Raw genomic sequence first — 13,716 nt, 5'->3', positions numbered from 1 at the left:
CTCATAATGAAAGGGGCCACAGCCCGTGGCAATCGGGTCGAATGACCTGAGAAAGGACTGAATAATGACGGGTATTGAACAGAAGACGCCTCTGGGTGGTTCTGGTGCGGGCGGCGAAGACGGGCTGTATGCCGTTCTGCCGTTGCGTGATATCGTAGTCTTCCCCCATATGATCGTTCCGCTGTTTGTTGGACGTGAAAAGTCGATCAAAGCACTTGAAGAAGTGATGGGTGTCGACAAGCAGATTCTGCTCGCAACGCAGAAGAATGCGGCTGACGACGATCCGGCACCGGATGCAATCTACGAAATTGGCACGATTGCCAATGTGCTGCAGCTTCTGAAGCTGCCAGACGGTACCGTTAAGGTTCTCGTCGAAGGCACCGCACGCGCCAAGGTTTCCAAGTTTACTGATCGTGAGGATTATCACGAAGCTCATGCAACGGCTCTGCCGGAACCGGAAGAAGATGCTGTCGAAGTTGAGGCTCTGGCTCGTTCGGTGGTTTCCGACTTCGAAAACTACGTCAAGCTGAACAAGAAGATTTCGCCGGAAGTGGTTGGTGCTGCCAGCCAGATCGACGACTATTCCAAGCTTGCCGATACGGTTGCCTCGCATCTTGCGATCAAGATTCCTGAAAAGCAGGAAATGCTGTCGATTCTTTCGGTGCGCGAGCGCTTGGAAAAGGCACTTTCGTTCATGGAAGCCGAGATTTCGGTTCTTCAGGTTGAGAAGCGCATCCGTGGCCGCGTCAAGCGTCAGATGGAAAAGACACAGCGCGAATATTACCTTAACGAGCAGATGAAGGCGATCCAGAAGGAGCTCGGTGATGGCGAGGACGGCCGTGATGAAGCGGCTGAGCTCGAAGAACGCATCAATAAGACCAAGCTTTCCAAGGAAGCCCGCGAAAAGGCACAGGCTGAGCTGAAGAAGCTGCGCAGCATGAGCCCGATGTCTGCCGAAGCAACGGTGGTCCGCAACTATCTTGACTGGCTGCTGTCCATTCCTTGGGGCAAGAAGTCCAAGGTCAAGCAGGATCTGAACTTTGCCGAGGAAGTGCTCGATGACGAGCATTTCGGCCTTGAGAAGGTTAAGGAGCGCATTGTTGAGTATCTCGCAGTGCAGGCTCGCTCGACCAAGATCAAAGGCCCGATCCTTTGCCTCGTTGGACCTCCCGGCGTTGGTAAGACTTCGCTTGCCCGTTCGATTGCCAAGGCTACCGGTCGTGAATATGTCCGTATGTCGCTGGGCGGCGTGCGTGACGAGGCCGAAATCCGCGGTCACCGCCGCACTTATATCGGCTCGATGCCCGGCAAAGTCATCCAGTCGATGAAGAAGGCGAAGAAGTCCAATCCGCTCTTCCTGCTCGATGAAATCGACAAGATGGGCCAGGATTTCCGTGGCGATCCGTCGTCGGCTATGCTCGAGGTGCTGGACCCGGAACAGAACTCAACCTTCATGGATCATTACCTTGAGGTTGAATATGATCTGTCGAACGTCATGTTCGTGACGACTGCCAATACGCTGAACATTCCTGGTCCATTGCTGGATCGTATGGAAGTCATCCGTATTGCCGGTTACACCGAAGATGAAAAGCTCGAGATTGCCAAGCGGCACCTGCTGCCGAAGGCAATCAAGGATCATGCTTTGCAGCCGAAGGAGTTTTCGGTCACGGACGATGCGCTGCGCAATATAATCCGTCTTTACACACGTGAAGCCGGTGTGCGTAGCCTTGAACGTGAAATGATGACTCTGGCCCGTAAAGCCGTGACTGAGATTTTGAAATCGAAGAAGAAGTCGGTGAAAATCACCGACAAGAACCTCTCCGATTATCTCGGTGTCGAGCGCTTCCGTTACGGTCAGATTGATGGTGAAGATCAGGTTGGTGTCGTTACCGGACTTGCCTGGACAGAAGTTGGCGGCGAGCTGTTGACCATTGAAGGTGTCATGATGCCGGGTAAAGGCCGCATGACTGTCACGGGTAACCTCCGTGATGTGATGAAGGAATCGATTTCTGCGGCGGCATCTTATGTCCGCTCGCGTGCGGTTGATTTCGGCATCGAGCCTCCGTTGTTCGACAAGCGCGACATCCACGTTCACGTACCGGAAGGTGCAACGCCAAAGGACGGTCCATCGGCTGGTATCGCCATGGTTACGGCAATTGTCTCTGTTCTGACCGGTGTTCCGGTCCGCAAGGACATTGCAATGACTGGTGAAGTGACGTTGCGTGGACGCGTGCTGCCTATCGGTGGTCTCAAGGAAAAGCTGCTTGCTGCATTGCGTGGCGGCATCAAGAAGGTTCTGATCCCGGAAGAAAACGCCAAGGATCTGGCGGATATTCCGGACAATGTGAAGAACAATCTTGAGATCGTTCCTGTGTCGCGTGTCGGTGAAGTTCTTGAACATGCACTTCTTCGCAAGCTGGAACCAATCGAATGGACAGAGCCTGCGACTCCTGTTTCGACCGCTCCGGCAGAGGATGAAGCAGGCGTTTCGACAGCTCATTGATCATTGCTAGTGGCTAATAAGATAACAGTGCCGGGCTAAATGCCCGGCATTTCTGTGTTTAACCCCGGTTTTCCGGGGTTTTTTCATGTTGACAGGCTTGGTTTGTCAACCGATTTGAATAAACTGCACGCAATCCGGTCGCGTTAATCGTTCCGGTAGATAAAGAAAGGAAATGCCTATGAACAAGAACGAATTGGTCGCCGCTGTAGCGGAAAAGGGCGGTTTGACAAAGGCCGACGCAGGAACTGCTGTTGACGCTGTACTCGCAGCTGTCACCGGTGCACTCAAGGCTGGTGAAGAAGTTCGCCTGCCAGGCTTCGGCGTTTTCTCCGTTTCGCATCGCGCAGCCTCGACTGGCCGTAACCCGTCGACTGGCATGGAAGTTGCCATTCCGGCCCGTAACGTGCCGAAGTTCTCGGCTGGCAAGGGCCTCAAGGACGCAGTTAACGGCTAATCCTATAAACTGATGCGATATGATCGCGATCAGTTTTGCGAGAAGGCCCGGTTCAGCCGGGCTTTTTTCATTTCTGGCGTCTTTATTGGGTATGACTGCAATTTGAAGCGATGGGAGGGGGTGTGATGCGCTTTTACAAACCGGGTACTACGTTCTCAGCTTTCGCTATCGCAGCCCTATTTTTCGGCGTGCAATCCGCTCAGGCTGATATCTGCGAGCCGCAACTCTTTCAGGATACGAAGTTCATTGTCTGCACTGTGAAGCAGAAGGAGAACTTACGTTTGTTCTGGAAGGGAGTAGACGGTGAACCATATCGCAATTTCTCAAAAGTGGCAGATGCGATGACGCAGGAAGGCAAGATGTTATCATTTGCCTTGAATGCGGGAATGTATCAGGTCGATTTCACGCCCATGGGGCTTTATGTCGAGAATGGGCAAGAACTGGTTCCGGCCGACACCAAAGCGCCTACGCGTTCTTCTGGTCCGGTTCCAAATTTTTACAAGAAACCCAATGGCGTTTTCTATTTCGGGGATGACAGCGCCGGTATTGTTGCAACCGACAGGTTCTTGAAGCGCAGGCCGCAGGCGCATTTTGCCACGCAATCCGGGCCGATGCTGGTCATTCAGAATAAGCTCAATCCGATTCTGATCAAGGGATCGACTGACCGGACCCGTCGAAGCGGGGTTGGCGTCTGCGCGGATCAATCCATCCGCTTTGCCATCAGCGAAGATGCGGTGAATTTCTATGATTTCGCCACGTTATTTCGTGACGGGCTTAAATGCCCCAACGCATTGTTTCTTGATGGGGGCGGCGGTGCCGGGATCTATAATCCTGCCATGGGAAGAAACGATATCTCATGGCATGGTGGATATGGTCCGGTTGTCGGCTTCACCGAGCAATAAAAAAGCCGGGTTCTGAACCCGGCTTTTTATACTTACTCCGCAGCTTCAGCTTTGCGCTTAGGGCGACGTTCAAGCAGGTCTTTTAGGAACTGACCGGTATAGGAGCGCTTCTCCTTCACGATCTCCTCCGGACGGCCTACAGCGACGATTTCACCGCCACCATCGCCGCCTTCTGGACCGAGGTCGATCACCCAATCAGCGGTCTTGATGACTTCGAGATTATGCTCGATGACGACGACCGTATTGCCCTGTTCGACCAGCTCATGCAGCACTTCAAGAAGCTTTGCCACATCGTGGAAATGCAGGCCGGTGGTTGGTTCATCAAGAATGTAGAGTGTGCGTCCGGTTGCGCGGCGCGATAATTCCTTGGCAAGTTTCACACGCTGCGCTTCACCGCCGGAAAGTGTCGTTGCCTGTTGACCAACCTTGATATAGCCGAGGCCAACCTTGACGAGTGTTTCAAGCTTGTCCCGAACAGCCGGAACAGCGGTGAAGAATTCAGCACCTTCTTCAACGGTCATGTCGAGCACGTCGGCAATTGATTTGCCTTTGAAGTGCACTTCAAGCGTTTCACGATTGTAGCGCTTGCCGTGGCATACGTCGCAAGTGACATAGACATCGGGCAAAAAGTGCATTTCAATCTTGATGACACCGTCGCCCTGACAAGCTTCGCAGCGCCCACCTTTCACGTTGAATGAAAAGCGGCCCGGCTGATAGCCGCGCGCCTTTGCTTCCGGCAAGCCAGCGAACCAGTCACGGATTGGTGTGAATGCGCCTGTATAGGTGGCAGGATTGGATCGTGGCGTGCGGCCAATCGGCGACTGGTCGATATCGATGACCTTGTCGAGGAATTCGAGCCCCTCAATGCGATCATGTTCTGCCGGATGTTCGCGCGAGCCCATGATGCGGCGCGATGCAGCCTTGAACAGGGTTTCGATCAGGAAGGTGGACTTACCGCCGCCAGAAACACCTGTGACAGCTGTAAATGTTCCCAGTGGAATATCTGCGGAGACATTTTTCAGGTTATTGCCACGCGCACCGACGACCTTGATGCGCTTTGCCTTGGAGATTTCGCGGCGTTCCGCCGGAACGGCGACCTCAAGTGCACCCGACAAATATTTGCCAGTAAGCGAGTCAGCATTGGACATGACATCATCGGGCGAACCCTGGGCGATGATCTTGCCACCATGAACACCGGCAGCAGGGCCGATATCGACCACATAGTCGGCTGTCAGAATTGCATCTTCGTCATGTTCAACAACGATAACGGTATTGCCAAGATCGCGCAGATGACGAAGCGTGTCGAGAAGGCGGGCATTGTCGCGTTGATGCAGGCCGATGGACGGCTCATCAAGAACATAAAGCACACCCGTAAGGCCGGACCCGATTTGCGAAGCCAAACGGATGCGCTGGCTTTCGCCGCCTGATAGCGTACCGGAGTTACGCGCAAGCGTGAGATAATCAAGGCCGACGTCATTGAGAAATTCCAGACGTTCACGGATTTCCTTGAGAATACGTGCTGCAATTTCACGCTGCTTATCGTTGAAGCTGCCATCCACATCGCGGAACCATGCGTCAGCATTGCGGATCGACATGCTGGTGATTTCACCAATATGCTTCATGCCGATCTTTACGGCTAAGGATTCTGGCTTCAAACGATATCCGCTACAGGCCGGGCAGGGCGTCGAGGACATGAAACGTTCGATTTCCTCACGCGACCAGGCAGAATCGGTTTCTTTCCAGCGGCGTTCCAGATTGGGAATGACGCCTTCAAAAGCCTTCGTAGTCTGATAGGAGCGCAAACCATCATCATAGTTGAAGGTGATTTCGCGTCCCTTCGTGCCATGAAGTATCGCGTCCTGCGCTTCATCTGGCAGGTCCGCCCAACGAGCGCTGACTTTGAAACCATAGGCTTTACCAAGCGCTTCAAGCGTCTGATTGTAATAAGGCGATGAAGAGCGCGCCCACGGTGCAACTGCGCCATCTTTCAGCGGTACAGATTCATCGGGAATGATCAGATTCGGATCAATTGCCTGTTGTGTGCCAAGGCCATCACAGGTGGGGCAGGCACCAAAGGGATTGTTGAACGAGAAAAGGCGCGGTTCGATTTCAGGAATCGTGAAGCCTGAAACCGGACAGGCGAATTTTTCCGAAAACATAACGCGTTCATGCGTTTCATTTGCAGATTTATTCGCTCCGCCGCCCGCCGATGTATCTTCGGCCAGCAGTGGCTTGTCGGCAAATTCCGCTATGGCAAGACCTTCTGCCAGTTTGAGGCAGGTTTCAAGACTATCGGCAAGACGAGTCGAAAGATCAGCGCGCACCACGACACGATCCACAACCACATCGATATCGTGCTTGTATTTCTTGTCGAGCGCTGGAACGTCAGCGATTTCGTAAAAAGTGCCATCGACCTTGACGCGCTGGAAACCCTTCTTCTGAAGTTCTGCCAGTTCCTTTTTATATTCGCCCTTACGGCCACGCACGATCGGGGCCAGAATATAAAGACGGGTGCCTTCCTCAAGCATCAAGATGCGGTCAACCATCTGGCTGACGGTCTGGCTTTCAATGGGAAGGCCGGTCGCCGGTGAATAGGGCACACCCACGCGCGCGAAGAGCAGGCGCATATAGTCGTAGATTTCGGTGACGGTTCCGACGGTCGAACGCGGATTGCGGCTTGTGGTCTTCTGTTCAATGGAAATGGCAGGAGACAGACCGTCGATCTGGTCCACATCCGGCTTTTGCATCATTTCGAGGAACTGGCGCGCATAAGCCGAAAGGCTTTCGACATAACGCCGCTGACCTTCCGCATAAATCGTATCGAAAGCGAGTGAGGATTTTCCTGAGCCCGAAAGACCTGTCATCACGATCAGCTTGTCGCGCGGCAGATCAAGATCGACATTTTTCAGATTGTGTTCACGCGCGCCACGTATGGAAATGAATTTCTGATCGCTCATTCCGCGTCCTGCCTGTTTCGTCATGTTATGGAGTCTTCAGGCGCCGAAAAAACTCACGTCGCGCCGCTCCACAATATGGGGATGAACCCTTCCAAGAAGAAGGGGGCTGCTCAATCGTCATCTGGACATTTAGCACCAGAACAAAGATCGAACAACCAGCCTTCTGATAGGCGATACGAAATGTGAACGCAAGAGCGTTGACTGTCACTCCTGACAGGAGCACACTACCCATACTCACTGGTTGCGGAGAGATATCGGAAAGGGATGAAACGATATCGGCAAGAGGTCCCGCCAGTTGGGTGAACGAACCAGGAGGTAAAGGAGCATGAGTCCACCTGACGACGTTGCATAGCTTTCACCTTGATGGAAGCACAATTGCTTGCGGTCATAATTGCTTCATTTGCAAGGAATGACGCTTTTTTGATTGAAACGAGTGATTGCAGAAAATTTAAAAAATGCGCGGCAATCTGGTCTCATACTTCAGATTTCCGATTAGATTTATCGGCGAAGTACTGTCGATATAAGAGCTTTGCTCAACCCCAAGCCCTGCGCGCCAAAGAAACAGTGAGCGGCAGGGCTTTTCCTTGGATGTTTAGTTGAGACTTTGCCAGTTAAGGCCTCCAACATGTGAAAAATGCATGGAAAGTGATGTATGTACTTGTAATTTGAACAAAACAAGAACATAACTTCTGTGGACATTGGTTGAATTCGCGGCGCTGAGGTGAGCGCAGCGATGGCTGCTGCTGTAAGGTGGTAGCCGAATTTCAGGTCAATACATTCAGGTGATTGGCCATTCTTTAGGAGCAAGCACCGTTTGGCAGGGCAAAAGTCCGCTTAACATGTGTATGCGAGAGATCCGGAGTAAGTTTTCGATGGCTGGTAGCGTCAATAAAGTCATTCTGGTCGGCAACCTTGGTGCTGATCCAGAAATCCGTCGCCTCAATTCTGGTGATCAGATTGCTAATCTGCGCATTGCGACATCGGAGAGCTGGCGTGATCGTCAGACCGGCGAGCGCAAAGATCGCACCGAATGGCACAGCGTTGTCATTTTCAATGAAAACCTTGCCAAGGTCGCGGAACAATATCTGAAGAAGGGTGCCAAGGTTTACATCGAAGGCGCACTCCAGACCCGCAAATGGCAGGATCAGAACGGCAATGACCGTTACAGCACCGAAATCGTCCTGCAGAAGTTCCGTGGTGAACTGCAGATGCTCGATAGCCGTGGTGAAGGCGGCGGTGAAGGTCGTTCGTTCGGCGGCGGTGGCGGCAACCGTAACCAGATGTCTGATTATTCCGGTGGCGGCGGTGATTTCGGCTCGTCCGGTCCATCCAATCAGGGTGGCAACAGCGGTGGCTTCTCGCGCGATCTGGACGACGAAATTCCGTTCTGAGAACGATATAATCCAATTTATAAGTAAAGTACGATAAGGCGCTGTTTTACAGCGCCTTTTATATTGGATCATACTTCCGATTCTCTAGGAAAAATAATGTCTGATCGCGAGCTCGTCAGCGTGATTTGCCCTCAGATTTAACCTGCTCGCCGTCTTCTTTGGTGAATGATGCGACCGGGTTTTCCAGAAGCAGCAGAACCAGCTCAGAGGGACGGCAAAGCCTGGTGCCGCGTGGCGTTTCGACGATGGGCCGGTTGATCAGAATCGGATGAGCCATCATGAAATCGATCAGCTCGTCATCAGTCCATTTCGGATCGGACAGCCCGAGTTCGGCATAGGGTGTACCCTTCTCACGCAGCAGTTCGCGTGGTGTCAAGTTCATTGCCGTCAGCAGGCCAACCAGACGTTCCCGCGTGGGTGGATTCTGCACATATTCGATGATGACGGGCTCTTCGCCACTGGCGCGGATCATTGCCAGCGTATTGCGCGAGGTGCCGCATTTTGGATTATGAAAAATGGTAATGTTCATCGGGATTCCCTGTCTGCATTGAAAGCACCATACGTGGTTGGCACCAGCATGATTCAGTTCATGTCGTTCATTTGTGGATCACCGGGATACGTGTCGATAGAAAACTCCATATTATCTGCAGAAAACCGTGTCAGCGAATACTGGATCGGCACTCCATCGGTGTTCACATTGATTGCCTTGGCCGTTAGTACAATAGCGCCGGGCGAAAGCTTCAAATGTTTCAGATCATCCGAATCCGCATGGCGGGCGGATATGATTGTCGATTTACGGAAGTAGTCGGCAACTCCTGCTTTTCGGAAAGCCACGGTGATGGAACCGCTTTCCGCATAATCCTCGGCAATTTCCGGAAATTGTTCGGCACTGATCCAGAGCGTTGCGCGCGACACGGGACGTCCGTCGGCGCTGTGCAAGGTTTCCAGCCGCAGGACCGGTGAACCAGGCTCGATCTCTAGCGCCTCGGCTATATCCGGAGAGGCAGGCGCTGTGCCGGAAGCGAGCAGCGCGCCCTTCATGTCGCGCACCTGCGAAGCCAGCGATTGCGAAATGCGGGTGCGACGTCCGATCTGGTAGGTGAGGCGCTTTGCATTGGCAACGAAGGTGCCGCGCCCTTGCTCGGCACGCAGCACGCCTTCCTGCGTCAGCGCGGCAATGGCGCTGCGCACCGTATGGCGATTGACTCCAAACCTGTCGGCAAGTTCCATCTCGGCGGGCATACGCGCACCCGACTGAAGCCTGCCAGCCCTGATCTCACCGCGTATCTCGTCGGCAATCTGCCGCCAGATGGCCACGCCGCTGTTTCTCTCAATTCGTCTGGTCTTTGTCATCAACTGTCATCGTCCTGTCATTGGCAGGGTGTAATCATTCTGGTATTGTATAGTTATCTATATAACTAGACAATTTGAGAGAGCAAGTCAACGGGAGTGCATCCCGAAAAACATGAAACGGTTTTCGGACAAGATGCGCCTCAAAACAAACTCCAGAGCGACGATCTGATGCAATCAGGTCAAAGCGCGCTCTGGAACTAACAGGGCAGGGAAGCTCATGTACGGTACGGAGCAAAGTGCGAAGGGAGGCGGAGCCGGTTCCGCCACTGAAAGCGGAACGGTGCCGGATGCAGTGCCAGATTCAGTTCAAGCCGCACGGCAGGCAAGCATGGCAGTTCTTGCACGTGCAAGCGGCGAAGAGCTGCAAGCTTTCTGGCAGGCATGGTCCAACAAGCCGGAATTTGAAGTTCTGCGCGGACCGGAAACCGGTCTCGTAATGCTGCGTGGCCGCATTGGCGGCGGCGGCGCACCCTTCAATGTCGGCGAGGCAACGGTGACGCGCGCTACGGTGCGGCTCTCCGACGGTTCTGTCGGTCACTCTTATGCGCTCGGTCGCGATCAGGAAAAGGCGCGGCTTGCCGCTGTCTTTGATGCATTGTGGCTCGATGAAGGCCATCGCGATGCCGTGGAGGCACAAGTGCTGAATGTCTTGCGCAAGCGGCTGGACGATGCCGACGTCAAGCTGCGCGGCGAAGCCGCCGCTACTAAGGTCGATTTCTTCACAATGGTCCGGGGAGACAATTGATGCTTCCTTTTTCTCTCGAAAACAGCACTTCCTCCGCGTTTGAGGGTGGCTTTGCCGATCCGGTGACGAATGCGCAGTCGGTTTTTCATGCCGTCATGCACGCCATGGCTAATCCCGGTCGCATTTATCCATTGGCGCACACAGCCGCACCACCGCAACCGCTGACGCCTGAACTGGGCGTTATTGCAGCAACCCTGCTCGATCACGATGCAACTGTCTGGTGCGATGCAGCGATAGCAGCTGATGAAAGCGCAACCGCCTGGCTTACTTTCCACACGGGCGCACCGCGTGTCGAAAGTGCGAATGCCGCACAATTCGCTCTGGCCAGCAATGTTTCGCTGCTGCCGTCTCTGGCAGGGTTTTCGCAGGGTGATGCCGAATTTCCCGACCGTTCGACAACCGTTGTTCTCGCTGTTGCGTCGCTGACAAGCGGACAGGGCTTTGTGCTGAAAGGCCCCGGTATTGATGGCGAACGTGCACTTCAGGTTGATGGCCTGCCGCAGGATTTCATCCAGCAATGGCGTGAGAACGGCGCACAATACCCGCTCGGCATTGATCTTGTTCTGGTCTGCGACGGCGCTGTTGCAGCGCTTCCCCGCACAACCCGCGTTTCTGCTCTGGAGGGCTGAAAATGTATGTTGCCGTAAAGGGTGGCGAAACGGCCATCCATAATGCCCACCGTCTTCTCGATGATCGTCGTCGCGGCGACCGTTCGGTTCCGGCACTGCGTCTCGATCAGATTGCCGAACAGCTGGCGCTGGCGGTTGATCGCGTCATGGCCGAAGGTTCGCTCTATGATCGCGAACTGGCGGCACTTGCTGTGCGCCAGTCACGCGGCGATCTGATCGAAGCGATCTTTCTGGTGCGCGCCTACCGCACCACCTTGCCGCGTTTTGGCTATTCACGGCCGATGGAAACCGCTGAAATGCTGATCGAACGCCGCATTTCTGCGACCTACAAGGATTTACCGGGTGGTCAGTTGCTCGGACCGACCTTTGATTACACGCATCGTCTGCTCGACCCAGATCTGGCCGGTGATGTTGCCGTTCCGGAACCCGAAATGCGGGAAGCCGTGAAGGAAGAAACGCCGCGTGTAACCGATATTCTTGGCGCGGTCGGCATGATTGAGGATGATGGTTCCCTGCCGGAAGGTCACGAACCGGGCGACCTGACCCGCGAACCGTGGACATTCCCGATGGAGCGCGACTTACGCCTTCAGGCATTGGCGCGCGGTGATGAAGGCTTCCTGCTGGCGCTCGGCTATTCCACCCAGCGCGGCTATGGCAACAACCATCCTTTCGTCGGCGAAATCCGCATTGGCGAAGTGGATGTCGAGTTCGACGTGCCCGAACTTGGTTTTGCCGTCTCGCTCGGTCGCGTGCAACTGACCGAATGCCAGATGGTCAACCAGTTCAAGGGATCGGCCAAGCAGCCGCCGCAATTCACGCGCGGTTACGGTTTGGTGTTCGGCCAGAGCGAACGCAAGGCCATGTCCATGTCGCTCTGCGACCGTGCACTGCGCGTGCGGGAATTCGATGCGGATGTAACGGCACCTGCCGAGGACGAGGAATTCGTCATCTCGCATTCCGACAATGTGCAGGCGACGGGTTTCGTCGAGCATCTGAAACTGCCGCACTACGTGGATTTCCAGGCAGAACTCGATCTCATCCGCCGCATGCGTGCGGAATATGACCAAGCGCACAATGAGACTGAAGGCGTAACGAAGGAGGCCGCAGAATGAGCGATCTGGCCAATTATAACTTCGCCTATCTGGACGAACAGACCAAGCGGATGATCCGCCGCGCCATCCTGAAGGCCATCGCAATACCGGGCTATCAGGTGCCTTTTGCCAGCCGTGAAATGCCGATGCCTTATGGATGGGGCACCGGCGGCGTGCAGGTGACGGCTGCCATTCTGGGGCCGGATGACGTGCTGAAGGTCATCGATCAGGGTGCCGATGACACGACCAATGCCGTTTCCATCCGCGCCTTCTTCCAGAAGACTGCCGATGTCGCTGTAACAACCCATACGGGCGAGGCGACCATCATCCAGACCCGCCACCGTATCCCGGAATATCCACTGACCGAGGGGCAGGTGATTGTCTATCAGGTGCCGATCCCGGAACCGCTGCGTTTTCTGGAGCCACGCGAAACCGAAACCCGCAAGATGCACGCGCTTGCCGAATATGGCCTCATGCATGTGAAGCTTTACGAGGACATTGCGCGTCACGGTCATATCGCCAAGACCTACGATTATCCGGTGATGATCGAAGGCCGCTATGTGATGGCGCCTTCGCCGACGCCGAAATTCGACAATCCGAAAATGCATATGTCTCCGGCATTGCAGCTGTTCGGTGCCGGTCGCGAAAAGCGCATCTATGCCGTCCCGCCCTATACGCAGGTGGTCAGCCTCGATTTCGAGGATCATCCGTTCGAAGTGCAGAAGTTCAAGGAACCCTGTGCGCTGTGTGGCGCGAAGGGCGTCTATCTGGATGAGGTCGTGCTCGATGATCGCGGCGGCTCGATGTTCGTCTGCTCCGACACTGATTTTTGCGAAGACCGTCAGGCCAACGGCCATTTCGGTCATCTGGCTGCAAACAAGGAGGCTGCGGCCAAGGAGACCGTAAAATGAACAGCGAACCCCTGCTGAGAGTAAACAGCCTATCGAAATTTTACGGCAATCGCCGAGGCTGCGCGGACATTTCCTTCAATCTGTGGCCGGGCGAAGTGCTGGCCATCGTCGGCGAATCCGGTTCGGGCAAGACGACGCTCCTGAACAGTCTGGCAACCCGTCTGGAGCCGACTTCCGGCACCGTCGAATACCGGATGCGTGACGGTGAATTCCGCGATCTCTACAAGATTGGCGAAGCGGAACGCCGTTTCCTGATGCGGACCGACTGGGGTTTTGTGCATCAGAACCCGGCAGACGGATTGCGTATGACGGTTTCGGCTGGTGCCAATGTCGGCGAACGCCTGATGGCAGTCGGTGAACGCCATTACGGCAATATCCGCTCGACGGCCACGGAATGGCTGGGACGTGTCGAAATCGCTTCCGACCGTATCGACGATCAGCCGCGCGCCTTCTCTGGCGGCATGCGCCAGCGCTTGCAGATTGCCCGCAATCTGGTGACTGCTCCGCGACTTGTTTTCATGGATGAACCGACCGGCGGTCTCGACGTGTCCGTGCAGGCACGTCTTCTCGATCTGTTGCGCGGCCTCGTCAGCGATCTTGGTCTGTCGGTGATCATCGTTACTCACGATCTTGCCGTAGCCCGGCTTCTGTCCCATCGCATCATGGTCATGAAAGACGGCCATATTGTCGAACAGGGCCTGACCGACCGCGTTCTGGATGACCCGCAGGCGCCATATACGCAACTGCTCGTGTCGTCTATTTTGCAGGTTTAGTAAATTA

At 54.7% G+C, this 13,716-nt stretch carries 12 protein-coding genes; 9 read left to right on the top strand and 3 right to left on the bottom strand.

From position 1 onward, the window contains the following. Nucleotides 1-64 precede the first annotated feature (64 nt). The 3 genes from lon (at nt 65) to CEV33_RS06430 (ending at nt 3,859) form a co-directional block, all read left to right on the top strand. Entirely contained in the window at nt 65-2,503 is a 2,439-nt protein-coding gene (lon, locus tag CEV33_RS06440; RefSeq protein ID WP_094539651.1) for an endopeptidase La, read from the top strand. A 178-nt stretch (nt 2,504-2,681) separates the two neighbouring features. Then, on the top strand, nt 2,682-2,957 hold the full coding sequence (locus CEV33_RS06435) for an HU family DNA-binding protein (RefSeq protein ID WP_007875106.1): 276 nt from the start codon (nt 2,682-2,684) through the stop codon (nt 2,955-2,957). Between the two features lie 125 nt (nt 2,958-3,082). Further along, nucleotides 3,083-3,859 carry a phosphodiester glycosidase family protein gene (locus CEV33_RS06430; RefSeq protein ID WP_094539650.1) on the top strand — a complete coding sequence of 259 codons (777 nt, stop codon included), beginning with the start codon at nt 3,083-3,085 and terminating at the stop codon, nt 3,857-3,859. Between the two features lie 32 nt (nt 3,860-3,891). Here the strand turns inward: CEV33_RS06430 and uvrA are convergent, their stop codons facing one another. Further along, a complete protein-coding gene (gene uvrA / locus CEV33_RS06425) occupies nt 3,892-6,816 on the bottom strand; it encodes an excinuclease ABC subunit UvrA (protein ID WP_094539701.1) in 2,925 nt (974 codons plus the stop codon). 872 nt (nt 6,817-7,688) lie between these two features. Here uvrA and ssb point away from each other — a divergent pair. Beyond that, complete coding sequence (gene ssb / locus CEV33_RS06415; RefSeq protein ID WP_094539648.1) at nt 7,689-8,207, top strand: single-stranded DNA-binding protein; 519 nt, start codon at nt 7,689-7,691, stop codon at nt 8,205-8,207. Nucleotides 8,208-8,322: 115 nt separating this feature from the next. On the opposite strand, the gene arsC is transcribed toward ssb, so the two are convergent. Continuing rightward, a complete protein-coding gene (gene arsC / locus CEV33_RS06410) occupies nt 8,323-8,736 on the bottom strand; it encodes an arsenate reductase (glutaredoxin) (RefSeq protein WP_094539647.1) in 414 nt (137 codons plus the stop codon). A 53-nt stretch (nt 8,737-8,789) separates the two neighbouring features. Continuing rightward, nucleotides 8,790-9,563: a phosphonate metabolism transcriptional regulator PhnF gene (gene phnF, locus CEV33_RS06405; RefSeq protein ID WP_167388134.1), complete on the bottom strand. Its 774-nt coding sequence runs from the start codon at nt 9,561-9,563 to the stop codon at nt 8,790-8,792. 214 nt (nt 9,564-9,777) lie between these two features. Between phnF and phnG the strand changes: the two genes are divergently transcribed. The 5 genes from phnG to phnK are packed head-to-tail and all read left to right on the top strand — an operon-like array spanning nt 9,778 to nt 13,709. After that, entirely contained in the window at nt 9,778-10,305 is a 528-nt protein-coding gene (gene phnG / locus CEV33_RS06400; RefSeq protein ID WP_080641751.1) for a phosphonate C-P lyase system protein PhnG, read from the top strand. Continuing rightward, nucleotides 10,305-10,934, top strand: coding sequence for a phosphonate C-P lyase system protein PhnH (gene phnH, locus CEV33_RS06395; protein ID WP_094539646.1), 630 nt, complete (start codon nt 10,305-10,307; stop codon nt 10,932-10,934). The genes phnG and phnH overlap by 1 nt, the downstream gene beginning before the upstream one ends. A 2-nt stretch (nt 10,935-10,936) precedes the next feature. Continuing rightward, entirely contained in the window at nt 10,937-12,046 is a 1,110-nt protein-coding gene (locus CEV33_RS06390; RefSeq protein ID WP_010660131.1) for a carbon-phosphorus lyase complex subunit PhnI, read from the top strand. After that, entirely contained in the window at nt 12,043-12,936 is an 894-nt protein-coding gene (locus CEV33_RS06385) for an alpha-D-ribose 1-methylphosphonate 5-phosphate C-P-lyase PhnJ (protein WP_012092082.1), read from the top strand. The genes CEV33_RS06390 and CEV33_RS06385 overlap by 4 nt, the downstream gene beginning before the upstream one ends. Beyond that, complete coding sequence (gene phnK / locus CEV33_RS06380) at nt 12,933-13,709, top strand: phosphonate C-P lyase system protein PhnK (protein WP_010660129.1); 777 nt, start codon at nt 12,933-12,935, stop codon at nt 13,707-13,709. Before CEV33_RS06385 ends, phnK begins: the two co-directional genes overlap by 4 nt. Nucleotides 13,710-13,716: the final 7 nt, after the last annotated feature.

Origin of the sequence: Brucella grignonensis, assembly GCF_002252505.1 — a bacterium.
Taxonomy (GTDB): domain Bacteria; phylum Pseudomonadota; class Alphaproteobacteria; order Rhizobiales; family Rhizobiaceae; genus Brucella; species Brucella grignonensis.
The sequence above is the reverse complement of the archived record's forward strand: the minus strand, read 5'-3'. Positions and strand labels throughout refer to the sequence as shown.